Genomic DNA, 24220 nt, shown 5'->3' with positions numbered 1-24220 from the left:
GATGAGGAGGCAAGCGTGAGGGGACCGGTGGTGGTGCTCGGGGACACCCTGCTCGACCGGGATGTGGAAGGTGTGGTGAACCGGCTCTGCCCGGATTCCCCGGTGCCGGTGCTCGACGAGACCGCGGCCACCGACCGACCGGGGGGTGCCGGGCTGGCGGCGGTGTTCGCCGCCGCGCAGGGCGCCGAGGTGGTGCTGGTGACCGCGCTCGCCGACGACGCCGGCGGGGCCCGGCTGAGCGCTCTGCTCGCCGCCGCCGGCGTGCAGGTGTACCCACTGGCCCTCTCCGGCGCGACGCCCGAGAAGATCCGGCTGCGGGCCCGGGGGCGGGTGCTGCTGCGCCACGACCGGGGCGGCACGTCCGGGGAGCCGGGTCAACCCTCCGACGAGGTGCTCCGGGTGATCGCCGCGGCGTCGGCGGTGCTGGTCAGCGACTACGGCCGGGGGGTGGCCCGGCAGCCCGCGGTGCGCGACGCGTTGGCCGCCACCCGCGCGCCGGTGGTGTGGGACCCGCATCCGCGCGGCCCGGCGGCCGTGCCCGGCGTACACCTGGTCACCCCGAACGAGTCCGAGGTGCGCGAGCTGGTCCCCGCGCTGCCCGGCGCCTCCCGACTGGCCACCGCGTCCCGTGGCGCCCAGGGGCTACGGCGGCGCTGGCGGGCCGGCGCGGTCGCGGTGACGCTGGGCGGTGACGGCGCGCTGCTCTGCCACGCCGGGTCGACGCCGCTGGTGGTGCCGACGCCGGGTAGCGCCGAGGGGGACACCTGCGGTGCCGGCGACCGGTTCGCGGCGGCGGCCAGCCTCGCACTGGCCCAGGGCGCGCTGGTCTCCGAGGCGGTGCAGGTGGCGGTCGCCGAGGCGTCCGCGTACGTGGCCGGTGGGGGAGTGGCCTCGGTGCTGCCTCCGTCGGCTCCCGCGGTGCGGGCCAGGAGTGCGCCGGGGCCGCGAGCCCTCCAGCCGGCACCACGAGGTGGTGCGGTGGCCGACCGGGTGGGAGTCGCCGCTGTCGCCGCCCTCCTGGGTGAGGTACGCGCCGCGGGTGGCACGGTGGTGGCGACCGGCGGTTGCTTCGACCTGCTGCACGCCGGGCACGTGGCCACCCTGGAGGCGGCCCGGCAACTCGGCGACTGCCTGATCGTCTGCCTGAACTCCGACGCCAGCGTGGCCGGGTTGAAGGGGCCGGATCGGCCGGTGCAGTCCGAAGCTGACCGCAGCCGACTGCTGGCCGCCCTGAGCTGCGTCGACGCGGTCCTCATCTTCGACGAGCCGACCCCGGAGACGGCGCTGTCCTGGGTACGCCCCGACGTGTGGGTCAAGGGCGGCGACTACGCCACCGGCGGTGGGGACGCGAGCGTCACCCTCCCGGAGGCGGAGGTCCTGCGCCGCTGGGGTGGGAACACCGTGGTGGTGCCCTATCTGGACGGTCGTTCCACCACCGACCTGATCGTCCGCACGCTCGCGGAGCGGACCCGATGACCGCCACGCGGCCCGGTGCCGGGCCCACCGTCCTGGTCACCGGCGGCGCCAGCGGCCTCGGCGCCGCAGTGGTCGCCGCGGTGGCCGCCTCCGGTGGCCGACCGCTCGTGCTGGACCGGCAACCGCCAGCCGACGGGGTGTCCTGGACCGAGTGCGACCTGGCCGACACGCGAGCCGCCGAGGTGGCCACCCAGCACCTCGCCGAGCAAGCTGGTGGCCTGGACGCGGTGGTGACCGCCGCCGGCACGGACGTGCCGGGCCGACTCGCCGACCTGCCGGGGGAGACCTGGGACCGGATCGTCGCCGTCGACCTGCTGGCCACCGCGGCGGTGATCCGGGCCGCGCTGCCGTTCCTGCTGACGTCCCGGGGCCGCATCGTCACCGTCGCCTCCACCCTGGGCGTCAAGGCGGTCAGCGACGCCACCGCGTACTGCGCGGCGAAGTTCGGCGTGGTGGGGTTCACCCGCGCCCTCGCCGCAGAGCTGGCCGGTCAGGTCGGCGTCACCCTGCTCATTCCGGGTGGGATGCGCACCGCGTTCTTCGACGAACGTGACCCGCAGTACAAGCCGGGGCCGGACGCGAACCTCAACGAGCCCGCCGACACCGCCGCCGCGATCATGTTCGCGCTCAACCAGCCGCCCGGTTGCGCGGTGCGCGAGATGGTGGTCTGCGCCGAGCAGGAGACCTCGTACCCGTGATCCTCGTGCTGCGCGCCCTCGGCGTCGGCGATCTGGTGACCGCGGTGCCCGCGCTGCGGGCGCTGCGGGCCGCGTACCCGTCGCGGGAGCTGGCGCTCGCCGCGCCCGGCTGGCTGGCCCCGCTGGTCGATCTGGTCGGTGGCGTCGACCGGCTGGTGGACACCGCCGGGCTGGAGGGGCCTCTCCGGGTGGGGTCGGCCCCACGGGTCGCGGTCAACCTGCACGGGCGCGGCCCGCAGTCGCACCGGCTGCTCGCGGCCACCCGGCCCGGTCGGCTGCTCGCCTTCGCCAGCCCGGACGCCGGCTGCGCCGACGGCCCGCGCTGGGCCGTCGACGAGCACGAGGTGGACCGGTGGTGCCGGCTGCTGTCCTGGTACGGCATCCCGGCCGACCGCGCCGACCTCAGCCTGCGTCGGCCCGGGGCGGCAGGGCTGCCCAGCGGTGTCACAGTGCTGCACCCAGGCAGCAAGATCCCGGCCAAGCGATGGCCCGCCGAGCGGTTCGCCGCGCTGGCCCGGGCACTGACCGACCAGGGGCACCGGGTGCTGCTCACCGGCTCGGCCGACGAACGGGCGTTGGTGGCCCGGGTGGCCGAGGCGGCGGGCCTGAGCCCGGACGCCGTGCTGGCCGGCCGGACCGACCTCGGCGCGCTCGCCGCGCTGGTGGCCGACGCCCGGCTGGTGGTCAGCGGGGACACCGGGGTCGCCCACCTGGCCACCGGGTACGGCACCCCGTCGGTCGTCCTCTTCGGGCCGGTGCCACCGGCGCACTGGGGGCCTCCACCGGATCGGCCACGGCACCGCGTGCTCTGGGCCGGCGAGGCGGATTGGCCCAGGTGGGACGGGGTAGGAAGCCACCCGACGATGGCGGCTCTGCGCCTTGACGAGGTGCTGGCCGCCGTGGCCGAGGTGGAGAGGGTGGTGCGGGTCTCCGGTGCGGTTGCGGCGTAGCGACCCGGGTCGACCGGGGTACGGACGGCGTCGGCGCGGACGGGGCTGGCTCTTCGTCGACCCGTCCGGGGCTCCGGTGCGTGATCCGGATGTCCTGACCCGGCTGCGGGAGCTGGTCATCCCGCCGGCCTGGCAGGACGTGTGGATCGCGCCGCATCCGAACGGGCACATCCAGGCGATCGGGATCGATGCGGCCGGGCGCAAGCAGTACGTCTACCACCCGCGGTGGCGGGAGAAGCAGGACGAGGCGAAGTTCGACCACATGCTGGAGGTGGCCCGGCGGCTGCCGGCGCTGCGCGAGCGGGTGGGACGGGACCTGGACGGTCGTGGCCTGGGCCGGGACCGGGTGCTGGCCACTGTGGCCCGACTGCTGGACATGGGGATGTTCCGGGTCGGCAGCGACCAGTACGCGGCCGGCGACGACCCGACGTACGGTGTGTCCACCCTGCGCCCCGAGCATGCCCGGTCCCGGGGCGGCTGCGTGGTGTTCGTGTTTCCCGCGAAGGGGGGCATCGAGCAGGTACGCCGGATCGAGGACCCGGAGCTGTGCCAGGTGCTGGTCAATCTGCGCCGTCGTCGGCGACGGGCGGACCGGTTGTTCGGCTACTGGGACGGCCGGGAGTGGCGCGACGTGCGCAGCGACGAGGTCAACGGCTACCTGCGCGACGCCAGCGGTGGGGAGATGACCGCGAAGGACTTCCGCACCTGGCACGCCACCGTGCTGGCGGCCACCGAGCTGGCCACCGCCGGCCCGGCCCGTTCGGTGACCGCGCGGCGTAAGGCGGTGGTCGCGGTGATGCGCGAGGTGGCGGAGCTGCTGGGTAACACTCCGACGGTGGCCCGTGCGTCGTACGTGGACCCTCGGGTGGTCGACCTCTACCACGACGGGGTGGTGGCGTCGGTGGATCCGGAGGCGCCTCGCGAGGAGGCGGAGCGGGTCGTCCTGGAGCTGCTGGAGAAGTCCTGACCGGCCCCGTCGGCGATTCTGGGGGGAAGCGCGACGGGACCGGAGCCTCGGGCGTGAGTGGGTGCCACCGGGCGGCCGCCCGCCGCTCGCGCGGCGGGCGCCTCGCCACGGCCCCCGTTGGCGGCCCACCAGGCGATGGTCGGCCGCGTTGGTGTCAGTCTGCCGGCAGCGAGTTGACCGTGAACGCCCGGCGGTTGACGATCCGCGCCAAATCCGAGCCGCTGTCGCGGTGTTCCTGCGGGGTGGTGCCGTAGGCGGCCTTGAAAGCCCGGCTGAAGTGGGCCTTGTGGGGAAATCCCCAGCGCGCCGCGACGGTCTGCACGGGCTGGTTGCGCAGCGCCGGGTCGGTCAGGTCGCGCCGGCACCGGGCCAGCCGCAGGTCCCGGATGTACGACGCCACAGTGGTGTCCTCGCCCTCGAACAACCGGTGCAGGGACCGCACCGAGATGTGGTGGGCGTCGGCGACGACCTGTGGGTCGAGTGTCGCGTCGCCGAGGTGACGGTGGATGTACGACTGCACCTGGGTGAGCAGCGCCCGGCGGCGGACCTCGGTGGGCACGGCGTCCTCGGCGACGAGGTGCCGGCCGAGCATGGTGGTGGCCAGGTCGAGCCCGACCGTGCCAAGCCGGCTGGCGTCGGCGGCGTGGTACTGCTCGGGGTGCCCGGTCACCTGGAGCAGGAACTGCGCCAGCAGCGCCCCGATCCCCTCGCTGCCGGACATCCGGCCGCCGTAGAGGGCGGCCATCCGCTGCGGCGGTAGGGGCAGGGCGGCGTGCGGGATCAGCGTGATGATCGAGGTGGCCTGGGCCCGTTCGGGTTCGGTCGCGTGGTGGCAGACGTCGTGCGGCCGGGACCCGTCGTAGAAGGTGAACTCGCCGGCGAGGATCTCGCTGCGGCGACCGTCCTGGCTGGATGTGCCGATGCCGCCGGTGGTGAGGGCGAGGATGTAGAACTCCGGGTCGGACTGACGGACCAGCTTCCGGGTCCGGGTGGCGTCCAGGGACGGGTATTCGTACTGCACCAGCTGGATCGGCCCGAGCGCGATGAAGTCGGCGCGAGCGGCGAAGTCGTCGCTGTGCGCGGACCGGATGCGCAGTGGCGCCGAGGTGCGCGCCACCAGGTCCAGCCACATGCCGAACCGTTCGCCCGGTGGCAGGACTGTCGTGTCGATGGTGTCTCTCGGCAGCATGGGACTCCCTCAGCCCGCTCGACGCCGGATCAGCGCCTCGACGCCGTCGAGGATCCGGTCCAGGCCGAAGACGAACTCGTCGTCTGGGTCGTCGTCCTGATAGAGCACACCGGCGTTCAGCACCCGGTGCAGCGCGGGGAAGCGGGCCGGGTCGATGAGCCGGGCCACCAGCCGGCCGTACGCCGGCATCATCTCGCTGGGCTCGACGCCGGCGGCCCGGCTGCCCTCGGCGATCTGCGAGGTGAGGGTGGCCTCGTTGCGGACGTACCCGGTGATCAGCAGGAGCACCGACATCTTCTCGCCCTCGCCGAGCGTGGTGCCGTCGAGGCAGCGCAGCCCGTCCTCCATCCAGCCGAGCTGCTGCGGGGTGATCGGTGGGCCGCTGATCGGCACGTGCAGCAGCCAGGAGCGCTGCCGCAGCACCTCGTGCTCGGCCCAGGCCCACCGGGTGAGGCCGGCGCGCCAGTCGTCCTCCGGCGCGGGTGGGCCGGGGGATGGGCCGTACCCGGTGTCCACCATGAGCATCAGCAGCTCGTCCTTCGAGCCGACGTACCGGTAGAGGGCCATGGTCGCGGCGCCCAACTCCTTGGCCACCCGGCTCATCGAGACGGCCGCCAGGCCGTCGGCGTCGGCCACGCGTACGGCGGCGTCCACGATGGCGGGCACGCTCATCCCCGGCCGTGGGCCCTTGGGTGGCCGCTCCCGCAGCCCCCACGCGCTCTCGATGGCCGCCGGGAGTACGGGCCCGCTGTCGTCTGTCTTCGCCGCCACATTTCCTCCTTGCCCCGCCATCCTAGTTCTGCGTATGGTCTACGCATAACAGCGTACGCCCTACGCAGAAGGGGAACTGACCATGACGATCACCACCACACCGGCACCGCGAGCGGGTCGGCGGGAGTGGATCGGGCTCACGGTGCTGATGCTGCCGCTGCTCCTGGTCTCGATGGACGTGTCGGTGCTCTACTTCGCCGTCCCGTACATCAGCGCTGAGTTGCGTCCCACCGCCACTGAGCAACTCTGGATCTTCGACATCTACGGCTTCGTGCTGGCCGGGCTGCTCATCACCATGGGTGCTCTGGGCGACCGGATCGGTCGACGCCGACTCCTGTTGATCGGCGCCACCGCGTTCGGCGCGGCGTCGCTGCTGGCCGCGTACGCCGACAGCACCGCGACCCTGATCGCCGCGCGTGCCGTGCTCGGCGTCGGTGGGGCCACCCTGATGCCCTCGACGCTCGCCCTGGTGCGCAACATGTTCCACGACGCCAAGCAGCGCGGGACCGCCATCGGCATCTGGACCGCCACCCTCACCGGCGGCATCGCGATCGGCCCGGTGCTCAGCGGCATCCTGCTGGAGCACTTCTGGTGGGGCTCGATCTTCCTGATCAACATCCCGGCGATGCTGATGCTGCTCCTGCTCGTGCCGCTCCTGGTGCCCGAGTTCCGCAACCCGGCGACCGGCCGGTTCGACCTGATCAGCGCGGCACTGTCGCTCGGCGCGCTGCTGCCGGTGATCTACGGCATCAAGGAGATGGCCCGCGACGGCCTCAGCCCCGTGCGGGTCCTCGCCATCGTCGGCGGTCTGCTGGTGGCGGCGCTCTTCCTGCACCGGCAGCGGACCCGGGCGTACCCGATGGTCGACCTCACGCTGTTCCGCCGTCGCGGCTTCGCAGGGTCGCTCGCGGTCAACCTGTTGGCGATGTTCGCCATCGTCGGCTTCGCCATCTTCACCACCCAGCACCTTCAACTGGTGCTCGGCCTGAGCCCGCTGCGGGCGGCGCTGTGGAGCCTCGTGCCGTCCCTCGCCGTGGGCGGAATCGCGCCGGCCGCAGCCGCCCTGGCCCAGCGCGTCGAACGGGCGTACCTGATCGGTGCGGGGTTCGGCATCGCCGTGGTCGGCTTCGTGGTGTTGACCCGGGTCACCCCGGAGACGCCACTGTGGCTGCTGCTCGTCGGCGCCAGTGTCTACGCGGGCGGCCTGGTGATGGTGATGTCCCTCGTCACCGAGCTGGTCCTCGGCGCGGCGCCGCCCGAGCAGGCCGGTGTCGCGTCGGCGCTGACCGAGTCCAGCAGCGAGCTGGGCGGCGCGCTGGGAATGGCGATCCTGGGCAGCGTGGGTGCGGCGGTCTATCGCCGCGAGATCGTCGACGGCCTGCCGGCCGGGCTGCCCGCCGACACCACCGCCGCGGCCCAGGAGACCCTGGGCGGTGCGCTCGCGGTCGCCCGGGGGCTGCCGGCGGAGCTGGCCGACGCGGTGCGGCACGCCGCCGGGGTGGCGTTCACCGACGGACTGCACCTGGCCGCGTACGCCGCCATGGCGGTGATGCTGCTGGGCGCGGTCACCGCGCTGGTCGCGCTGCGCGGCGTCCGGCCGGCCGACTCCACGGCGCTGGCCGTCGAGCCGACCGGTCCGGCCGACACGTCGCTGTCGTCGGTCAGTCGATGAGGACGTGCGCGAGACGGTCGCGGAAACGCCGCTCGGAGTCGCTGACCGACTCGCCGCCGATGCCCAGCAGCCCACCGCTGGACGCGGCCCCCACCACCTGCTCGGCGATCTTCACGAGCCAGTGCTTGTACGCGCCGGCCTCACCCTCGTCGACCCGCGCCGCCAGCAACGCGCCGGCCTCGCCGGCCCGCAGCAGCACGTCGTCGATGTACGCCCCGGGGTCGGAGGGCGCGATGACCGGCAACTCCTCGCCGGTGTCCGGGTCACCGACCCGGGTGACGATCTCGCCGGCCACGGCGGCGACCAGCGGGCTGGCCGACTCCCGGCCGGCGGCGATGGTCTCCAGCCCGGCCGCGTTCTCCGCCATGGTCCGGCGGGTGCCGTCGGACTCGGCGGCGCTCGCCGCGGTCAGCACCGACTGCGGCAGGCCGACCAGCAACCCCCACTCCCCGTCGGAGAAACCGAAACCGGTGTACGCCGGCTGCTCGATCACGGCAATGCCCCTTCCGCCCTGCTCTGCTTGGTCAATCGGTGCTCTGCTTGTTCGATCCACCGGGCCCGAAAGCGGCACCCGGGTCAGGCTAGTCCAGGGTCAGCAGGCCCTGTTCGGACACCACGCGCACCGACAACGTCTTGTACCCGACCTCCTCGAAGAGGACCGTCATCTTGTCCTCCTCGTAGGAGAGCACCATGCCGGGCCCCCACTCCGGGTGCCGCACCTGGCTGTGCACCGGGAACGGCCCGACCGCACCCTGGTCGGCCACGCTGGTCCCGTTGTGGCAGTTGTCGCAGTGGCCGCAGACCTGCGTCATCTGCTCGCCGAAGTAGGCCAGCAGGGTCTGCCCCCGGCAGGCGGTGGTCTCGGCGAAGGCCCGCATCATGTCGGTGCGGGACCGGGTCACGGTCTGCTGGCGCTCCGCCTCGGCCAGCGCCGCCGCGGCGGCGTCGGTCGGGGTGGGCGAGTAGCGGGGCGCGCCGATGCGCTGCCGGGCGCGTGGCTCGGCCGCACCGACCTGCTCCAACAGGGAGAGGTACTGGCCCAGCTTGCGCGGCCCGAGGCCGGTGGTCTCGCGCAGTTCGGTCTTGGTGGCGGGCTTCTTGCGCAGCAGCGCGGCCAGGTCGCGCAGCTCGTCGACGTCGGGCAGGCCGCCGCTGAAGAACCGTTGCAGGCCCACATCCTCGGCCTGCCAGAGCAGCAGAACCCGGGCCGGTTGTCCGTCGCGGCCTGCCCGACCGATCTCCTGGAAGTAGCTGTCCGGCGAGTCGGGCAGCGCCATGTGCACCACCCAGGCGATGTTGGGCTTGTCGATGCCCATGCCGAACGCCGAGGTCGCCACCATGATCGGCACCTGGTCGGCGAGGAACGCCTCGTGCAGTTCGTGGCGTGCGCCGGTCGCCATCCCACCGTGGTAGAACTGCGCCGGGTAGCCGGCGTCGGTCAACCGGGTGGCCAACTCCTCGGCGGCGCGACGGGTGGGCACGTAGATGATCCCGGGCCGCTCGTCGTCGCTCAGCAGCGCGATCAGTCGCCGCCACCGGTAGTCCTCTGTGGCGCATTGCGCGACCTCGACGAACAGGTTCGGCCGGTCCAGCCCGGAGACCACCACCTCCGGGTCGCGCAGCCGCAGCCGGGCGATGATGTCGTCGCGTACCGGAGGGGAGGCGGTGGCGGTCAGCGCGACCACCGGCGGCCGGCCGATGCCGTCGATGAGGTGCCCGAGCGCCAGGTAGTCGGGGCGGAAGTCGTGCCCCCACGCCGAGATGCAGTGCGCCTCGTCGATCGCCACCAGGGCCGGCTTCAGCGCGGCGACCTCGGCCATCCGGTCCGGGTTGCTGAGCTGTTCCGGGGTGATGAAGAGGAACTCCGCCCGGCCCTCGCGGATCTCGGTGATCGCCTCGGCCTGCTGGGTGGGCGACTCGTTCGAGCTGATCCGCACCGCCCGCAGCTCCGGGCGTTGCCGCTCGTTGAGGGAGGCGATCTGGTCCTGCTGGAGGGCCAGCAGTGGCGAGATCACCACGGTGGGGCCGGGGATCAGGCTGGCCGGGATCTGGTAGATCGCCGACTTGCCGGCTCCGGTGGGCAACACCACCAGGGCGTCTCGCCGCTTCATCACGGCGCGCATGGCGGCCAGTTGGTTGGGCCGTAGCGCCTTCCAGCCGAAAAGGCTGCGGGCTGCGCGGCGCAACGTCATCGAATGCGTGGACAGTTTCATCGAGGGCCGGAGGTACCCGAGCCCATGACCGCCGAAACGCGTTCGGACGATCACAGGCAGGGCACCTGCCATGCCCCCGAAGGCCGGCTCGCCGATCCGCGGCTCAGCGCAGCCGGGGCAGGACCTCGCGCTGGTAGAGGTCGAACAGACCCTGGTAGTGCGGGCCGGTGTTGGCCACGTACACCTCGTCGAAGCCGGCCTTGGCGTACTTGTCGATCATCTCCAGGTGCGCGTCGACGCTGTTGCCGCAGACGAACGCGTCCCTGACCATCTCCGGCGTGACCAGCTCGGCGGCCTGCTCGAAGTGCCGCGGTGAGGGGAGCACCTGGGACAGCTCACCCGGCACCCCCGCGTTCGGCCAGCGCTCGTACGCGATGCGCATGCCCTCGTCCTCGCTGTCCGCGTACGCCGCCTTGAAGCCGGCCTGGCACGGCTTGTCCCCGCCGCCGTTCTCACGGAATCGCCGGACCATCTCGCCGTCGGGCATGGTGCTCACGTAGCCGTCACCGATCCGCGCGGCCAGGTCGATGGACTTCGGCCCGAAGCCGGAGACGTAGATCGGCGGGGGAGCGTCGGGCAGCGTGTAGATCCGGGCCTGCTCCACGGTGTAGTGCTTGCCGTGGTGGCTGACGAAGTCGCCGGCCCACAGCGCGCGCAGCACCTCGACGGCCTCCTCCAGCATCTCCAGCCGGACGTCGGCCTGCGGCCAGGCGTCACCGAAGATGTGCTCGTTGAGCGCCTCGCCGGTGCCGACGCCGAGCACGAACCGCCCGCCGTGCAGCACCGCGCTGGTCGCCGCCGCCTGCGCGATCACGGCCGGGTGGATTCGCACTGTCGGGCAGGTCACCGCCGTGGTCACCGGCAGCGAACAGACCTGGCTGAGCGCGCCGATCATCGACCAGACGAACGGGCTCTGGCCCTGTGCGTCCACCCACGGGTGGTAGTGGTCGGAGATCCACAGCGCCTCGAAGCCGGCCCGTTCGGCACCGCGCGCCTGCTCCAGCAACTCGGCTGGCGTGAACTCCTCACTGGACAGAAAGTATCCGATCTTCATGGCTTACCCCTTCGGCACGCGGACCTGCTGATGGGGAAAGCCGTACCCCGGGCGCTGTCGACCACACCCGGCCCGTCGGGCCCGGATCGGCACGGGTCGCTCAGCGTCGACCGAACATCGCCCGGATCGCGGCGAGGAGCAGCAGGGCGCCGACCACCAGGCCGAGCAGGCGTACGCCGGGGATGTCGGCCGGGCTCGTCGCGTCGGCCAGCAGGACGGGATCCATCCCCGCACTCTCCCCGGGGAGCGGGCCGCCAGGCAACTGTAAGGTTTATTGACTATTGAATCGCTCAGTGTGACCATGGCAGGACCGCCTGCCGGTGGCGGTGCGCCGAGGGCGCGCGAGAGATGGGGTACGGGGGCCGCATGAGCGAGCGCAACCAGCGGGTCGACGCGGACGCACCGCCGCCGGTGATCGACATCGATCACTGCGAGGGGGCGGCGTGACCACGACCAACGGACACCTCCCGGCGCTCGCCGCCGCCGTCCTGCAACCCGGCTTCGTCGGCACCACCCCACCACCATGGGTGTGCCGCTGGCTCGGCGAGGGTCTCGGCTCGGTGGTGCTCTTCGCCCGCAACGTCGTCGACACCGAGCAGGTGGCCGCGCTCACCGCGACGCTGCGCGCGGAACGACCGGACGTCATCGTGGCGATCGACGAGGAGGCCGGCGACGTCACCCGGCTGGAGTCGGTGCACGGCAGCTCCCGGCCCGGCAACTTCGCCCTCGGCGTGGTCGACGACCCGGAGCTGACCGAGGCCGTCGCCCGGGACCTCGGCGTCGAGCTGGCCGCAGCGGGGATCACCCTCAACTACGCCCCGGACGCCGACGTCAACTCCAATCCGGCGAACCCGGTGATCGGCGTCCGCTCCTTCGGTGCCGACCCGGTGCTGGTCGCGCGGCACACCGCCGCCTGGGTTCGCGGGCTCCAGGCCGGCGGTGTCGCGGCCTGCGCCAAACACTTCCCCGGGCACGGCGACACCCGGGTCGACTCACACCACGACCTGCCCCGGATCACCGCCGACCGGGACCGGCTGGACGCCTGCGAACTGGCCCCGTTCCGCGCCGCCGTGGTCGCCGGGGTGCAGGCGGTGATGACCGGTCACCTGCTGGTGCCCGCGCTCGATCCGCACCTGCCGGCGACGCTGAGTCAGCGCATCCTGGGCGGTTTGCTCCGCGACGAGCTGGGCTTCTCCGGCGTGGTGGTCACCGACGCGGTGGAGATGCGCGCGGTCGCCGACCGGTACGGCTTCGCCGGGGCGACGGTCCGCGCCCTCGCCGCCGGGGCCGACGCCATCTGCATCGGTGGCGAACGGGCCGACGAGCAGGCGGCCCGCGAGCTGCGCGACGCCATCGTGGCCGCCGTCGTCTCCGGTGAGCTGCCCGAGGAACGCCTCGCCGAGGCCGCCAAGCGCGTCGGTCAACTCGCCGCCTGGACGGTGGCCGCCCGCAGCGCCGGCTCGGCCGGAGCGCGCGCCGCCACCGACGTCGGGCTGGTCGCCGCCCGTCGGGCAGTCCGGGTCACCGCCGCCCCGGGCACGACGGTCGCGCTGCCCCTGACCCGCGCGGCGCATGTCGTCGAGTTCGAGCCGCTGCGCAACATCGCCATCGGGGCCGAGACCCCGTGGGGCATCGGCGGGCCGCTGACCGAGCTGCTGCCCGGCACCAGCACGGTCCGCTACGCCGAACCCGACGTGCCGGCGGACCCGGGTGCCGGTGCGGGCAGCCGCCCCCTGGTCCTGGTCGTCCGCGACCAGCACCGGCACGACTGGATGCGCGCCGCCGTGCACCGCGCGTTGGCCGCCCGGCCGGACGCCGTCGTGGTCGAGTTGGGCGTGCCCGAGTTGGTTACCGGGGCGGTGCACCTGGCCACCCACGGTGCCACCCGGGCCAGTGGACAGGCTGCCGCCGAGGTGCTCACCGGGGCCCGCTGACGGCCCGCCCTACGGGAGGTCGGCGACCAGGTCGGCGTACTCGGGGTGCTTGTCGATGAACGCGGACATGAATGGGCACTGCGGCACCACTGTCGTGCCGCGTGCCCGGAGCTGGTCCAGGGTGCCGCGGATCAGCGTGCCGCCCACACCCTTGCCCTGAAAGCCCCGGTCCACCTCGGTGTGGGTGAAGACCAGGACCTCCCCGCGCGGCACGTACGCGGTGAAGCCGGCCAGCGCGTCGTCGACCAGGATCTCGAAGCGGTGCTTCGCCGGGTTGTCCTCGACCAGGGTGCTCATCCGGCCATTCTCCCCGCCCGCTCGGCCAGCGCGTCGAGTTCGCCGAGCAACCGGTCCACCTCGTCGGTCGTGTTGTAGTGGTAGATGCTGGCCCGCACCGCGCCGCCGCTGTCACGCAGGCCCATGAGCTGGAAGTACTCGTAGGCGTAGTAGTCGCCGACGGAGAGGCAGAACCCGGCGGCGCCCAACGCCTCCTGGGTGGCCGCCGGGGACATCCCGGCGACCCGGAACGACACCGTCGGGCAGCGCCGCGCCGGCGAGCCGTAGACGGTGACCGCCGGCCGCTGCGCCAGCCCGGCGAGCAGCCGGTCCAGTAGCGCCTCCTCGTGCGCCTGGGCGGCCGCCAGCCCGGCCCGCAGCCGGGCCCGCCGGTCCCCGACCGCGTCCGGGTCCAGCCCCGCCAGGTGATCCACCGCGGCGGCCACGCCGGCCAGCAGCGGAAAGCTCGGCGTGCCGTACTCGAACCGGTCCGGGACCGCGTCGGAGGAGGGCACCAGCTTCGCCGGGCGCAGCGCCGCCCACCGGGCCGGGTCCGCCACCATCGCCGCAAGGTGCGGGCCGGACCACTTGTACGCGCTGGTGACCAGCACGTCGGCACCGAGCGAGGCCAGGTCGGTCGGCCCGTGCGGAACCGAGTGCACCCCGTCGACGTAGACCAACGCGCCGACCGCGTGCGCCGTCTTGGCGATCGCCGGCACGTCCGGCATGGTGCCGATGGCGTTGCTGCCGGCGGTCACCGCGACCAACCGGGTCCGCTCACCCACCAGGTCCGCGTACTGGCCCGCGGGCAGCTCACCGGTGTGCCGGTCGACCTCGGCCCAGCGCACCGTCGCGCCGGCCGCCTCGGCGGCCTGCACCCACGGCCGCACGTTCGCGTCGTGGTCGAGCCGGGAGACCACCACCTCGTCACCCGGGCGCCAGGCCGCGCCGAGCGTGCGCGCCAGGGTGTACGTCAGCGCGGTCGCACTCGGGCCGAGCACCACCCCGGCCGGGTCGGCGCCGAGCAGGTCGGCCACCGCCGAGCGGGCCTCGGCCACCAGCTCCAACGACCGGCGGCCCGGGACGAAGGCGGCGCTGCGGTTGCCGACCGCCGACCGCATGGCATCAGTGACCGCGTCGATCACACCGGCCGCGGTCTGGGTGCCGCCGGCACCGTCGAAGTGGACGAAGCCCTCGGTCAGGGCGGGGTACGCGGCCCGGGTGCGGGCGATGTCGAACGGCATGTCCCGGACCCTAGCCGGTGCTCCTCGTACCCTTCCCGGCCGCCGGGGTGATCACCGTTCGGCGGCGACCTCGCGGGTGTCTCGTACTCTTGGCGAGGTGACGAACCGACCCGCCACCATGCCCATTCCCCCCGTCCGCCGCGCCGCCGGTCTCTTCGCCGGTCTGGCGCTCGGCCTTGCCGTGCTCGCCGGGTGCAGCTCCCAGGGCGCCTCCACCGACTGCGGGCTGGACGCCTGCACGGTCACCTTCGAGCGGGGTGTCGACGCCAGCGCCACCATCCTTGGCGTCGAGGCCAAACTGGTCGGCGCCGAGGGTGACCAGGTGACCGTCGAGGTCGCCGGTGAGCAGCTCACCCTCACCACCGGTCAGCAGGCCGCCGAGGCCGGGGGCTTCGCGGTCACCCTGGACAGCGTGACCGACCAGCAGGTCAAGATTCGCGTATCGCGTAATCCGGGCAGCTGAGCCGGACGGGCGGCGGTGGCCGACGTTTGGGAATCTTCCGAATCGGAGATTGTGGCGCCATGTCACTCACCCGTAGCGCAGAAGCCACCGCCTCCCGTACGGCGGACAGCCGGTGGCTGGAACTCCTCGCCCGGGCCGGCTTCATCGGCTACGGCATCGTCCACCTCCTCTTCGCCTGGTTGGCGTTGCAGATCGCGTTCGGCACGTCGTCCGACGACGGCGACCAGTCCGGCGCGCTGCGTACCCTCTCCGAACAGCCCCTCGGCAAGTTCCTGGTCATCGCCGTCGCGGTCGGCCTGCTCGCGATGGCGATCTGGCAGGCGCTGGAGGCGGCGGTCGGGCACCGCGCCGAGCGCGGCAAGGAGCGGATCATGGAACGGCTCGCCTCGGCCGGCCGGACCATCGTCTACCTCTACTTCGCCTGGACCGCCTTCAAGGTCTTCAAGGACGCCGGGTCGAACAGCGCCGACCAGCAGGAGGCGTTGACCGGCAAGCTGATGACCTCCAGCGGTGGCCGCTGGCTGGTCGGCCTGGCTGGGCTGGTCGTCGCCGCGATCGGCATCGGCCTGGTCATCTACGGCGCCCGGAAGAAGTTCGAGAAGCACCTCAAGACCGGCGAGATGAACCCGAAGACCCGCCAACTCGCCCGCCGGCTGGGCATGGCCGGATACATCGCCAAGGGCGTCGCGTACGGCATCGCCGGCCTGCTGGTCATCCTGGCGGCGGTGAACTATGACCCGGAGAAGGCCCGCGGTCTGGACGCCGCGCTGCACACCCTGCGTGAGCAGTCCTACGGCACGTTCCTGCTGGCCCTGGTCGCCCTCGGCATCGCCGCCTTCGGCGTCTACTGCTTCCTCCAGTCCCGGTACCGCAAGGTCTGAACTGGTCGATTCCCGGGCTGTCGGGCACTCTTGGGCTTTTGCCCGAAGTGCCCGACGCCTGGTCGAAGGGGAGCACCGAAGCCGTGCAGAACTATCTCGAAACGGCCGTCGCCGCGCTCATCGCGGCGGCGGTCGCCCTGTTCCTGGTCGAGGTCGTCCACCGGCTGACCCGACGATTCGGCCGCCGGTCACTGTTGTTGACCGAGCTGACCGACCACGCGCACCGCCCCTTCCAGGTCGCCGCAACGGTCCTGGCCGTGCAGTTCGCCGTCCGCTTCACCACCGGGTACGCGGTCGGCGAGAGCTGGCGGCGGCTGCTGCTGCACCTGCTCATCCTCGGCGTCATCGCCACCCTGGCCTGGCTTGTCGCCTGCCTGCTGGTCGTCGTGGAAGACACCGCGCTGGCCCGGTTCCGGGTCGACGTCCCGGACAACCGGCACGCCCGGCGGGTCCGGACCCAGGTGGTGATGCTGCGCCGACTGACCATCGCGGTGATCGTCATCCTGACCGTCGGCGTGATGCTGATGACGTTCCCCAGCGTGCGGGGCATCGGCGCCGGTGTGCTGACCTCGGCCGGTGTGGTCGGTGTGGTGGCCGCGCTCGCCGCGCAGAGCCTGCTCGGCAACGTGTTCGCCGGCCTCCAACTCGCCTTCAGCGACGCCGTCCGGCTCGACGACGTCGTCGTCGTCGAGGGGGAGTGGGGTCGCATCGAGGAGCTGACCCTCAGCTACGTCGTGGTGCAGATCTGGGACGACCGCCGGCTGATCCTGCCCACCTCGTACTTCACCAGCAAGCCGTTCCAGAACTGGACCCGGACGGAGGCGGCGGTGCTCGGCACCGCCGAATTCGACGTCGACTGGGCGGTGCCCGTGCAGACCATGCGCGAGGAACTGCGCCGCCTCGTCGAGGGCACCGAGCTGTGGGACGCTCGGGTCTGCGTCCTCCAGGTCACCGACGCCACCGGCGGGATGGTGAAACTGCGGGCGCTGGTCAGCGCCGCCGACGCGGGCAGTCTGTGGGACCTGCGCTGCCTCGTCCGGGAGCACCTGGTGGCCTGGATCCGGGACAACCGCCCGACCGCCATGCCCCGGATGCGCACCGAGTTGGGCGACGCCAACAGCAACCTGCCCTGGCAGTGGGTGCAGCCGAGGCGGCCGGCCCGCCGCCTGTCCGACACCGAGGCGCCCGACGACGCCCGTGTCTTCGGCGGCAGCGACGACGGCGACGCCCGCAGCGAAGCCTTCGTAGGCCCCGAAGAAACCCGCCCCCAGTAGCCCTCGCCCCGCCCTCGCCCCGCCCTCGCCCCGCCCTCGCCCCGCCCGCGTCGCCCCGCGTCGCCCCGCGTCGCCCCGCGTCGCCCCGCCCCGCCCGCGCGGCGTCGCCCCGCAAGATCGTGCAACTTCCTGGTTGTAGTGGCCTCCACCCCCGTCGAGGCCACTACAACCAGGATCGAGCGCGATCTTGCGCGACAGACTCCGACGATCATGGACTTGACGGGTGAGTACGCCTGGTTTGTCCCCGCCAACCTCATGATCACCGCCGCGGGGGCCGGGGCGGAGACCGGGGAGACCAGGAGACCGGGGGAGCGGGGGACGGGCCGGGGCGGGACGGGGGCGGGGGACGCGGGCCGGGACGGGCCGGGCCGGGCCGGGCCGGGGCGGGGCGGGGGGCGGACGGGCCGGGCCGGGGCGGGGCGGGTCGGTTGGGGGAGGTTTGGTCGGGCTTGGGTGGGGGATGTGCTGCCGGACGTCTCTGGCGTGATCGCGGCGGCTGGTCGCGTATTGGCGGCGCGGCGTCCGGACAACGGGGACGGTGAGCTGCTTGGCGCGCTTTAGGATTGACGAGCGGCGACTTCGGGCATACAGCGCGGTGATGAGGAAAGGAGGACAGCATGGCTGACGTGGCGAAAGCCCGCACATCCCAGAATGGGAGCGAGCCCTCCACCGCCGAGTTGGTGCAGCGGGCCACTGAGCAGATATCCCGCCTCGTGCGGGACGAACTGACGCTGGCCCGAGCGGAGTTGACCCAGAAGGGTAAGCACGCGGGCATCGGGATCGGCCTGTTCGGTGGCGGCGGCGCGCTCGCGTTCTTCGGTCTGGGTGCGCTGGTCGCCACGGCGATCCTGCTGCTCGACCTGGTGTTGCCCGCCTGGGCCGCGGCGCTGATCGTGGCGGTGGCCTGCTTCCTGGTGGCCGGCATCCTCGCCCTGGTGGGCAAGAAGCAGGTCAGCCGTGCCGTCCCGCCGGTGCCGGCGGCCACGGTCCGTAGCCTCCGGGCAGACATGGACACCGTCACCGCCGCGGTGAAGGACAGGGGGCGGCAATGACCGGTAACGGGACCGGCGACACGGAGGCCCTCCGCGAGGAGATCCGCCGCACCCGGGTCGAGTTGGGCGAGACGATGGAGGCGTTGGCCGCCAAGGCCGACGTCAAGGCGCGTCTGAAGGAGTCCGCCGAGCAGGCCAAGGAGCGGATGCGGGAGCAGGCGGCGCAGACCGTCGCCCGGGTCCGCGGGCAGGCTGCGCGTGGCGCCGGGATGGCGCGGGCGCAGGCGTACGAAAAAGGCGAGTTGGTACGCGCACAGGCGTACGAAAAGGGCGAGTTGGTGCGCCGCAACCCGGTGCCGTGGGCGGCCATTGCGGCCGGCGCGGTGGCCACCGTGGTGGTGCTGATGATCGTGCGGGGGAGGCGTAGGTGAGTAAGAGCATCGGCAGGGTCGCGTACCGGCCGGTCGGCGTGTTGTTGGGTATCGCCGCAGGCACGGTGGCCGGGGCGATCTTCCGGCAGGTCTGGAAGGCGACCGCGGGCGACGGTGAGGCGCCCAACGCGACCGACGAGGATCGCGGCTGGGGCGAGATCCTGGCCGCCGCGGCGTTGCAGGGCGCCATCTTCGCGGTCGTCCGGGCCGCAGTGGACCGGGGCGGCGCGGTGGGCGTACGCCGGATGACCGGCAGCTGGCCCGACTGACCGGCAGCGATTTCAGCCCCCTTCCCGCATCGATGGGAAGGGGGCTTTCGCATGACATCGCACGCCGCCCAGCGCACCTGAGGCATCCGTCAGGTCACATGTCGGAGAAATTCGTCGGAGAGGTCGTGACAGACTTTTTACGTCCGTGATTTGCTGGTCCCCGCTGTTGCGAGATGGCGTGGGTTGAGAGAAGTCTCCTTCGTGGGGCTGCCTCAGGCGCCGCTGCTCAAAAACGGCCAATCGGCCGGACGGCGTGCACGGCCGCCAGTTTTTAGAGGGAGAAACACATGGCTCAGGGAACCGTGAAGTGGTTCAACGCTGACAAGGGCTTCGGCTTCATCACCGTCGATGGTGGGGGTGCTGACGTGTTCGTCCACTTCTCGGCCATCCAGACCAGCGGCTACCGCTCGCTGGAGGAGAACCAGCGGGTGGAGTTCGAGATTGCTCAGGGTCAGAAGGGCCCGCAGGCTGAGCAGGTCCGTCCCATCTGAGTAGGACGGCCGGCCCCCGCCGGCCAGTGGGACGATCCGGCTCACGGGTCACGGTAAAGCCCCGCATCCTGGTTGGGATGCGGGGCTTTCGCCTGCTCAGGCTCGCCGGTGGAGCAGTCAGCGTCGACGCGAGCGCAGGCCGAGCCAGATCACCACAAGCCCGGCCGCCGTCACGAGCGGGCCGATCACCGCCCAGATCTTCTTGTCGGTCATCACGCTGCCGCTGACGTAGCCGAGACCCTGGACCGTCCACACCGCACCGATCACCACGGCCAGCAGGCCGAGGGTGAGTGGAAGCCAACCCCTCATCGCGTCCCCTCTCCGCCGCCCGGGGCGGCGCGCCGCCGTCCAGCATCGCCGGCCGGGTGGCGTGACGCGAGCACCCCGGGCGCGCGGGTCACCACCGGTCGTGCACCTGCGGGCGGATCAGCTCGTCGTAGGTCTCGCGGACGGCTGCCAACTGCTCGTCGGTGAGCGGGGACAGGGCCGCCGCGGCGGCGTTGCGTCGGGCCTGGTCGGCGTCGCGGGCACCGGGGATGACCACGGTGACGCCCGCCTGGTCCAACACCCAGCGCAGGGCGAACTGCGCCATCGTGCGGTCCGCGTCGACGAGCGGGGCCAGCCGACGTACGGCGGCCAGACCTCGATCGAAGTCGACTCCGGAGAACGTCTCCCCGACGTCGAAGGCCGCGCCGTGTCGGTTGTAGTTGCGGTGGTCGTCGGCGGGGAACTCGGTGTGCTCGTCGTAGCGGCCGGAGAGCAGGCCACTGGCGAGCGGCACGCGGGCGATGATGCCGACACCCGCTGCGGCAGCGGCCGGCAGCACCCGCTCCAGGGGCTTGTGGCGGACCGCGTTGAGGATGATCTGGACGCTCGCCACCCCCGGTCGGGCGATCGCGGTGAGGGCCTGGTCGCAGGTCTCGACGCTGACTCCGTACCCGGCGATGGCTTTTTCGGCGACGAGGGTGTCCAGGCCGTCGAAGACCTCGTCGGAGGAGAAGACCTCGGTGGGCGGGCAGTGCAACTGGACCAGGTCCAGGGTGTCCATGCCCAGGTTGCCCCGGGAGCGGTCGGTCCACTGCCGGAAGTTGGCCAGGGTGTACGCCTCCGGCCGCTGCTCGACGCGGCGGCCCATCTTGGTGGCGACGGTCAGCCCGGCGTCGGGTCGGGTGCGCAGGAAGCGGCCGATCAGCTGCTCGCTGCGGCCGTCGCCGTACACGTCGGCGGTGTCGAGGAAGGTGACCCCGGCGTCCACGGCGGCGGCGAGCACCGCCATCGCGTCGTCCTCGCTGACGGTGCCCCAGTCGGCGCCGAGTTGCCACGCGCCCAGGCCGACCGCGCCAACGGTCCGGCCGAGCCGGTTGAAGCTGCGCTGTTCCATGCCCCGAGCCTAGTGATCGGGTTGCCACCCTGCCACGCGAGCCGTACCGTCAGCAGTACGGACGTACGGTTTGGGAGGCGACCATGTGGGACCCGACGACCTACCTGCGCTTCGGCGACGAGCGATCCCGGCCGTTTCACGACCTTCTCGCCCGGATCCCGGCCGAGCGACCCCGGGCGGTGGTCGACCTCGGCTGCGGCCCCGGCCAGCTCACCGCCGTCCTCGCCGAGCGCTGGCCGACCAGCCGGGTGCGCGGCCTCGACTCCTCACCCGAGATGATCGGTCGGGCCGAGGCCCTCGGCGCGCCGGTCGACTTCGCGGTCGCCGACCTGCGCGACTGGGTTCCGGCCGGCGACGAGGACGTGGTGGTCAGCAACGCGGCGTTGCAGTGGGTCCCCGGCCACCAGGAGCTGCTGCGCCGCTGGGCCGCCGAGCTGCCGGCCGGCGCCTGGCTCGCCCTGCAGGTCCCCGGCAACTTCGCCGCCGACTCGCACCGCGCCCTGCGGGAGGTCGCCAACCGACAGACCTGGCAGGCCGAGGTCGCCCCGCTGCTGCGCGCGGACCCGGTCGACGACCCGGCCGACTACGCGGCGCTGCTGACCGCCGCCGGCTGCGCGGTGGACGCCTGGGAGACTACCTACGTGCACCTGCTGCCGGCTCGACCCGCCGCCGAGCACCCGGTGCTGGCCTGGATGGAGGGCACCGCGCTGCGCCCGGTCCGGGCCGCACTGGACGCCGCCGGCTGGTCCGCCTTCCGGGCCGAGCTGGGAGTACGGCTCACCGCGGCGTACCCGGTGCGGCAGGGTCAGGTGTACTTCCCGTTCCGCCGCGTCTTCGTCGTCGCCCGCACCGGCGACCATGCCCAGGAGAACCCGTGACCGACCTGTCCACCTTCATCGCCGGCCTGCCCAAGGTGGAGCTGCACGTGCACCACGTCGGCTCTGCCCTGCCCCGGATCGTCGCCGAGTTGGCTGCGCGTCACGAGGGGCGCACCCCCGTGCCGGCTGACCCGGACGCGCTCGCCAGCTACTTCGAGTTCCGCGACTTCGCGCACTTCATCGAGGTGTACCTGAGCGTCGTGGATCTCATCCGCGACCCGGAGGACGTCTGGATCCTCACCCACGAGGTGGCCCGCGAGCTGGCCCGCCAACAGGTCCGGTACGCGGAGCTGACCATCACCCCGTACTCGCACGTCCGACGGGGCATTCCCGCGCCGGCGTTCTGCGAGGCCATCGAGGACGCCCGTAAGCGCGCCCTGGCCGACTTCGGCATCGAGCTGCGCTGGTGCTTCGACATCCCCGGCGAGGCCGGCCTGCCCGCGGCCGAGGAGACGCTGCGCATCGCACTGGACGAGCGCCCGGACGGGCTGGTCAGTTTCGGTCTGGGTGGCCCGGAGATCGGCGTACCCCGACCGCAGTTCCGGCCCTACTTCGACCAGGCCCGCGCCGCCGGGCTGCGCTCGGTGCCGCACGCCGGGGAGACCACCGGGCCGCAGACCGTCTGGGACGCGCTGAACGAGTTGGGTGCCGAGCGGATCGGGCACGGCATCTCCGCCGCACAGGACCCGCAGCTGCTCGCGTACCTGGCCGAGCGGCAGATCGGGATGGAGATCTGCCCGACGTCCAACGTCCGTACCCGGGCGGTGGCCACCCTCGACGAGCACCCGCTGCCCCGGCTGGTCGAGGCCGGGCTGCTGGTCACCATCAACTCCGACGACCCGCCGATGTTCGGCACCACCCTCAACGACGAGTACGCGGTGGCCGCCCGCCTGCTCGGCGTCGGTGCGGAGGGCCTGGCCGGGCTGGCCCGCAACGCGGTGACCGCGTCCTTCCTGGACGCCGCCGGCCAGCAGCGGATCCTCGCCGAGATCGACGCCTACCTCGCCGCCGCCGGCTGAGCTGATCGGTCGGCTGGGCCGGTCGGTCGGCTGAGCTGATCGGTCGGCTGGGCCGGTTGGTCGGCTGGGCCGGTTGGTTGAGCAGGGCGCGCGGCGGGAGCGTGGGTGTGGGGGGACCTGTGGCTCCCGCCGCGCGCGCGGCTCCACCGGCCGGGGGTGCGTGGTGCGCTCGGCCGGTGGAACTGGTGGGTTCGTGCTGTGATCCTGTCAGCCCGCAGCCGGTCCAACACGGTCGTTAACCGCGATCTAAGGAAGACTTGCGCCGGCGCACAGCCCCGGGTTCGGCCGGGTCAGTCGTCGGTGGGGCGCTGGCGGGGCCAGCGACGTCCGGTGGCCTTCGTGTCCCGGGCGTCGCGGGCCATCCGACCGACCAGACCGAAGCGGCTGACCTGCCGGGGCGTCGCCTCCGGGTCGGCGAGCAGCATCACCACGCTGGCCCCGCCCAGCCGGGCGCGGTCGATGCTCACCGAGCCGTTGGCCTGCAACGCGACCCGCTTGGCGATGTCCAGCCCCAGCCCGGTAGAGCCCTGGTCACTGGCGCCCCGGCGCAGCGCCCGGTCCGGGTTGGCGATGCCGGGGCCGGCGTCGTCGATCCGGATCGCCACGTAACCGTCGCGCCGGGACACCGCCACCTCGAACGCGGTGCCCTGCGGGGTGTAGCGGAAGACGTTGCCGATGACCGCGTCCAGCGCGGCGGCCAGTTCGGCCCGGGGCACCGGCGCCGGGATGCGCAGCTGGGCGCCGTTGACCCGGTGCGGCCGGTTCTGATCGCCAGCCAACGCCGCCCAGAACACCATCCGGTCCCGGACCACCTCGCTGACGTCGCACATCGCCGGCCCGGCCTCGAGCGCCACCGTCTTACGGGTGGTCTTGATCAGCACGTCGATCTCACCCTCCAGGGTGACGATCGCCTGCCGGATCCGCCGGATCCCGCGCAGCCGGTCCAACTCCGCCGGGCTGAACGAACCCACGCTGGTGTCGTCGGACTCCAACGCCTCCGCGTCCAGGCGCAGCACCGTCAACGGGGTGCGCAGACGATGCGACAGGTCGGCCACCAACTCCCGCTCGTCGGTGCGGGCGGCGTCCAACCGGTCCGCCATCCGGTTGAAGGCGTACCCGGCCTCGGCCAGCTCGCGCGGACCGGTCGGCTCGACGCGTACGCCGAGGTCGCCGTCGCCGACGGAGAGCGCCGCCTTGACCAGACCGCGAGTGGAGTCCACCGCGCGGGCAGCGACCCGGTCGACCACCAGCACCGCCGCGCCGGCCATCGCCGCGCCGACCGCGAACAGCAGTAGCCACGTGCCGCCGGCGCCCTCGCCCAGCGTCGACTCCGGAAGGAACACCTCCACCACGGCCGTCCGGTCACCGAGGACGACCGGGTCGAGCCGGGCCACACCCCCGTCGACGTCGACGACCAACGACTGGCGCTCGGAGCGGGCCCGGTCCAGGTCGCTGCCGCTGGCCCGACCAGCCGACTCGTCCAGCCCCAACCCGTGCACCACGGGCCGGGTGGGTGCGCCCTCGGCGCTGGCCACCACGGCACGCTCGACGACCGCCGGGTCGGTGCTCACCGCCAGCGCTCCGGTCACCAGCGCGCTGCGCCGCGCCGCGTCGGCGATCGCCTCGTTCCGGCTCTCCTCCCGCAGGCTGAGCCCGAGCGGGATCAGGAACGCGAGCGCCACGAGACTGCACATGCC

26 protein-coding genes are annotated in these 24220 nt (G+C 72.8%); 15 read left to right on the top strand and 11 right to left on the bottom strand.

Annotated features, from left to right (window positions below):
- The first annotated feature begins 30 nt into the window (after positions 1–30).
- The 4 genes from ACFYP0_RS17800 to ACFYP0_RS17785 are packed head-to-tail and all read left to right on the top strand — an operon-like array spanning position 31 to position 4091.
- Entirely contained in the window at positions 31–1476 is a 1446-nt protein-coding gene (locus ACFYP0_RS17800) for a PfkB family carbohydrate kinase (RefSeq protein ID WP_386996893.1), read from the top strand.
- Positions 1473–2174, top strand: coding sequence for an SDR family oxidoreductase (locus ACFYP0_RS17795; protein WP_210785226.1), 702 nt, complete (start codon positions 1473–1475; stop codon positions 2172–2174). Before ACFYP0_RS17800 ends, ACFYP0_RS17795 begins: the two co-directional genes overlap by 4 nt.
- Positions 2171–3124: a glycosyltransferase family 9 protein gene (locus ACFYP0_RS17790; protein ID WP_386996772.1), complete on the top strand. Its 954-nt coding sequence runs from the start codon at positions 2171–2173 to the stop codon at positions 3122–3124. The genes ACFYP0_RS17795 and ACFYP0_RS17790 overlap by 4 nt, the downstream gene beginning before the upstream one ends.
- Entirely contained in the window at positions 3108–4091 is a 984-nt protein-coding gene (locus ACFYP0_RS17785) for a DNA topoisomerase IB (protein ID WP_124858534.1), read from the top strand. Before ACFYP0_RS17790 ends, ACFYP0_RS17785 begins: the two co-directional genes overlap by 17 nt.
- A gap of 154 nt (positions 4092–4245) precedes the next feature.
- On the opposite strand, the gene ACFYP0_RS17780 is transcribed toward ACFYP0_RS17785, so the two are convergent.
- On the bottom strand, positions 4246–5280 hold the full coding sequence (locus ACFYP0_RS17780) for an AraC-like ligand-binding domain-containing protein (RefSeq protein ID WP_355501830.1): 1035 nt from the start codon (positions 5278–5280) through the stop codon (positions 4246–4248).
- A gap of 9 nt (positions 5281–5289) precedes the next feature.
- Positions 5290–6051 carry a TetR/AcrR family transcriptional regulator gene (locus ACFYP0_RS17775; protein ID WP_124858536.1) on the bottom strand — a complete coding sequence of 254 codons (762 nt, stop codon included), beginning with the start codon at positions 6049–6051 and terminating at the stop codon, positions 5290–5292.
- Positions 6052–6133: 82 nt separating this feature from the next.
- Between ACFYP0_RS17775 and ACFYP0_RS17770 the strand changes: the two genes are divergently transcribed.
- Positions 6134–7723 (top strand): MFS transporter, encoded by a 1590-nt coding sequence (locus ACFYP0_RS17770; protein WP_355501827.1) that lies wholly within the window; start codon positions 6134–6136, stop codon positions 7721–7723.
- On the opposite strand, the gene ACFYP0_RS17765 is transcribed toward ACFYP0_RS17770, so the two are convergent.
- The 4 genes from ACFYP0_RS17765 to ACFYP0_RS17750 all read right to left on the bottom strand — a co-directional run bounded on the left by ACFYP0_RS17765 (position 7713) and on the right by ACFYP0_RS17750 (position 11216).
- The gene (locus ACFYP0_RS17765) at positions 7713–8216 is read right to left on the bottom strand and encodes a hypothetical protein (protein WP_091401689.1); all 504 of its coding nucleotides are present in this window, start codon (positions 8214–8216) and stop codon (positions 7713–7715) included. The two genes, ACFYP0_RS17770 and ACFYP0_RS17765, sit on opposite strands and share 11 nt — an antisense overlap.
- A gap of 88 nt (positions 8217–8304) precedes the next feature.
- A complete protein-coding gene (locus ACFYP0_RS17760; protein ID WP_124858538.1) occupies positions 8305–9936 on the bottom strand; it encodes a RecQ family ATP-dependent DNA helicase in 1632 nt (543 codons plus the stop codon).
- A 103-nt stretch (positions 9937–10039) separates the two neighbouring features.
- Positions 10040–10990, bottom strand: a complete 951-nt coding sequence (locus ACFYP0_RS17755) for a TIGR03557 family F420-dependent LLM class oxidoreductase (RefSeq protein ID WP_355501823.1) — start codon at positions 10988–10990, stop codon at positions 10040–10042.
- A gap of 100 nt (positions 10991–11090) precedes the next feature.
- On the bottom strand, positions 11091–11216 hold the full coding sequence (locus ACFYP0_RS17750) for a hypothetical protein (protein WP_255750123.1): 126 nt from the start codon (positions 11214–11216) through the stop codon (positions 11091–11093).
- A 217-nt stretch (positions 11217–11433) separates the two neighbouring features.
- On the opposite strand from ACFYP0_RS17750, the gene ACFYP0_RS17745 reads away from it, so the two are divergent.
- Positions 11434–12924 carry a glycoside hydrolase family 3 protein gene (locus tag ACFYP0_RS17745; protein WP_355501820.1) on the top strand — a complete coding sequence of 497 codons (1491 nt, stop codon included), beginning with the start codon at positions 11434–11436 and terminating at the stop codon, positions 12922–12924.
- A gap of 9 nt (positions 12925–12933) precedes the next feature.
- Here ACFYP0_RS17745 and ACFYP0_RS17740 read toward each other — a convergent pair whose 3' ends face one another.
- Positions 12934–13221: a GNAT family N-acetyltransferase gene (locus tag ACFYP0_RS17740; protein WP_124858541.1), complete on the bottom strand. Its 288-nt coding sequence runs from the start codon at positions 13219–13221 to the stop codon at positions 12934–12936.
- Complete coding sequence (locus tag ACFYP0_RS17735) at positions 13218–14444, bottom strand: cysteine desulfurase-like protein (protein WP_355501817.1); 1227 nt, start codon at positions 14442–14444, stop codon at positions 13218–13220. Before ACFYP0_RS17735 ends, ACFYP0_RS17740 begins: the two co-directional genes overlap by 4 nt.
- A 97-nt stretch (positions 14445–14541) precedes the next feature.
- On the opposite strand from ACFYP0_RS17735, the gene ACFYP0_RS17730 reads away from it, so the two are divergent.
- The 7 genes from ACFYP0_RS17730 (at position 14542) to ACFYP0_RS17700 (ending at position 19245) form a co-directional block, all read left to right on the top strand.
- Positions 14542–14907, top strand: a complete 366-nt coding sequence (locus ACFYP0_RS17730) for a hypothetical protein (protein ID WP_372432984.1) — start codon at positions 14542–14544, stop codon at positions 14905–14907.
- 59 nt (positions 14908–14966) lie between these two features.
- Complete coding sequence (locus ACFYP0_RS17725) at positions 14967–15788, top strand: DUF1206 domain-containing protein (protein WP_355501815.1); 822 nt, start codon at positions 14967–14969, stop codon at positions 15786–15788.
- Between the two features lie 83 nt (positions 15789–15871).
- Positions 15872–17062: a mechanosensitive ion channel family protein gene (locus ACFYP0_RS17720; RefSeq protein WP_355501812.1), complete on the top strand. Its 1191-nt coding sequence runs from the start codon at positions 15872–15874 to the stop codon at positions 17060–17062.
- A 617-nt stretch (positions 17063–17679) separates the two neighbouring features.
- The gene (locus ACFYP0_RS17715) at positions 17680–18114 is read left to right on the top strand and encodes a phage holin family protein (protein ID WP_030338239.1); all 435 of its coding nucleotides are present in this window, start codon (positions 17680–17682) and stop codon (positions 18112–18114) included.
- Positions 18111–18485 (top strand): DUF3618 domain-containing protein, encoded by a 375-nt coding sequence (locus ACFYP0_RS17710; protein WP_091401702.1) that lies wholly within the window; start codon positions 18111–18113, stop codon positions 18483–18485. The genes ACFYP0_RS17715 and ACFYP0_RS17710 overlap by 4 nt, the downstream gene beginning before the upstream one ends.
- A complete protein-coding gene (locus ACFYP0_RS17705) occupies positions 18482–18754 on the top strand; it encodes a DUF4235 domain-containing protein (protein WP_124817926.1) in 273 nt (90 codons plus the stop codon). Before ACFYP0_RS17710 ends, ACFYP0_RS17705 begins: the two co-directional genes overlap by 4 nt.
- Before the next feature lie 287 nt (positions 18755–19041).
- Entirely contained in the window at positions 19042–19245 is a 204-nt protein-coding gene (locus ACFYP0_RS17700) for a cold-shock protein (protein ID WP_030338233.1), read from the top strand.
- A gap of 117 nt (positions 19246–19362) precedes the next feature.
- Here ACFYP0_RS17700 and ACFYP0_RS17695 read toward each other — a convergent pair whose 3' ends face one another.
- Both ACFYP0_RS17695 and ACFYP0_RS17690 read right to left on the bottom strand, forming a co-directional pair.
- Entirely contained in the window at positions 19363–19554 is a 192-nt protein-coding gene (locus tag ACFYP0_RS17695; RefSeq protein ID WP_355501808.1) for a hypothetical protein, read from the bottom strand.
- 88 nt (positions 19555–19642) lie between these two features.
- Positions 19643–20626: an aldo/keto reductase gene (locus ACFYP0_RS17690; protein WP_355501806.1), complete on the bottom strand. Its 984-nt coding sequence runs from the start codon at positions 20624–20626 to the stop codon at positions 19643–19645.
- An 83-nt stretch (positions 20627–20709) separates the two neighbouring features.
- Here ACFYP0_RS17690 and ACFYP0_RS17685 point away from each other — a divergent pair, with 83 nt between their 5' ends.
- Both ACFYP0_RS17685 and ACFYP0_RS17680 read left to right on the top strand, forming a co-directional pair.
- Entirely contained in the window at positions 20710–21504 is a 795-nt protein-coding gene (locus tag ACFYP0_RS17685; protein ID WP_355501803.1) for a trans-aconitate 2-methyltransferase, read from the top strand.
- On the top strand, positions 21501–22523 hold the full coding sequence (locus ACFYP0_RS17680) for an adenosine deaminase (RefSeq protein ID WP_355501800.1): 1023 nt from the start codon (positions 21501–21503) through the stop codon (positions 22521–22523). The genes ACFYP0_RS17685 and ACFYP0_RS17680 overlap by 4 nt, the downstream gene beginning before the upstream one ends.
- 290 nt (positions 22524–22813) lie before the next feature.
- Here the strand turns inward: ACFYP0_RS17680 and ACFYP0_RS17675 are convergent, their stop codons facing one another.
- Positions 22814–24217, bottom strand: coding sequence for a HAMP domain-containing sensor histidine kinase (locus ACFYP0_RS17675; RefSeq protein WP_355501797.1), 1404 nt, complete (start codon positions 24215–24217; stop codon positions 22814–22816).
- Positions 24218–24220: the final 3 nt, after the last annotated feature.

The organism is Micromonospora arida, assembly GCF_042873195.1.
GTDB classification, from domain to species: domain Bacteria; phylum Actinomycetota; class Actinomycetes; order Mycobacteriales; family Micromonosporaceae; genus Micromonospora; species Micromonospora arida.
The sequence above is the reverse complement of the archived record's forward strand: the minus strand, read 5'-3'. Positions and strand labels throughout refer to the sequence as shown.

What these genes read in the sequence shown, in the direction of transcription:
- ACFYP0_RS17795 (WP_210785226.1), top strand. Translation starts at nt 1,473, where the DNA reads ATGACCGCCACGCGGCCCGGTGCCGGGCCCACCGTCCTGGTCACCGGC.
- ACFYP0_RS17780 (WP_355501830.1), bottom strand. Translation starts at nt 5,280, where the DNA reads ATGCTGCCGAGAGACACCATCGACACGACAGTCCTGCCACCGGGCGAA.
- ACFYP0_RS17770 (WP_355501827.1), top strand. Translation starts at nt 6,134, where the DNA reads ATGACGATCACCACCACACCGGCACCGCGAGCGGGTCGGCGGGAGTGG.
- ACFYP0_RS17760 (WP_124858538.1), bottom strand. Translation starts at nt 9,936, where the DNA reads ATGAAACTGTCCACGCATTCGATGACGTTGCGCCGCGCAGCCCGCAGC.
- ACFYP0_RS17755 (WP_355501823.1), bottom strand. Translation starts at nt 10,990, where the DNA reads ATGAAGATCGGATACTTTCTGTCCAGTGAGGAGTTCACGCCAGCCGAG.
- ACFYP0_RS17750 (WP_255750123.1), bottom strand. Translation starts at nt 11,216, where the DNA reads ATGGATCCCGTCCTGCTGGCCGACGCGACGAGCCCGGCCGACATCCCC.
- ACFYP0_RS17740 (WP_124858541.1), bottom strand. Translation starts at nt 13,221, where the DNA reads ATGAGCACCCTGGTCGAGGACAACCCGGCGAAGCACCGCTTCGAGATC.
- ACFYP0_RS17735 (WP_355501817.1), bottom strand. Translation starts at nt 14,444, where the DNA reads ATGCCGTTCGACATCGCCCGCACCCGGGCCGCGTACCCCGCCCTGACC.
- ACFYP0_RS17725 (WP_355501815.1), top strand. Translation starts at nt 14,967, where the DNA reads ATGTCACTCACCCGTAGCGCAGAAGCCACCGCCTCCCGTACGGCGGAC.
- ACFYP0_RS17715 (WP_030338239.1), top strand. Translation starts at nt 17,680, where the DNA reads ATGGCTGACGTGGCGAAAGCCCGCACATCCCAGAATGGGAGCGAGCCC.
- ACFYP0_RS17710 (WP_091401702.1), top strand. Translation starts at nt 18,111, where the DNA reads ATGACCGGTAACGGGACCGGCGACACGGAGGCCCTCCGCGAGGAGATC.
- ACFYP0_RS17700 (WP_030338233.1), top strand. Translation starts at nt 19,042, where the DNA reads ATGGCTCAGGGAACCGTGAAGTGGTTCAACGCTGACAAGGGCTTCGGC.
- ACFYP0_RS17695 (WP_355501808.1), bottom strand. Translation starts at nt 19,554, where the DNA reads ATGAGGGGTTGGCTTCCACTCACCCTCGGCCTGCTGGCCGTGGTGATC.
- ACFYP0_RS17690 (WP_355501806.1), bottom strand. Translation starts at nt 20,626, where the DNA reads ATGGAACAGCGCAGCTTCAACCGGCTCGGCCGGACCGTTGGCGCGGTC.
- ACFYP0_RS17685 (WP_355501803.1), top strand. Translation starts at nt 20,710, where the DNA reads ATGTGGGACCCGACGACCTACCTGCGCTTCGGCGACGAGCGATCCCGG.
- ACFYP0_RS17675 (WP_355501797.1), bottom strand. Translation starts at nt 24,217, where the DNA reads ATGTGCAGTCTCGTGGCGCTCGCGTTCCTGATCCCGCTCGGGCTCAGC.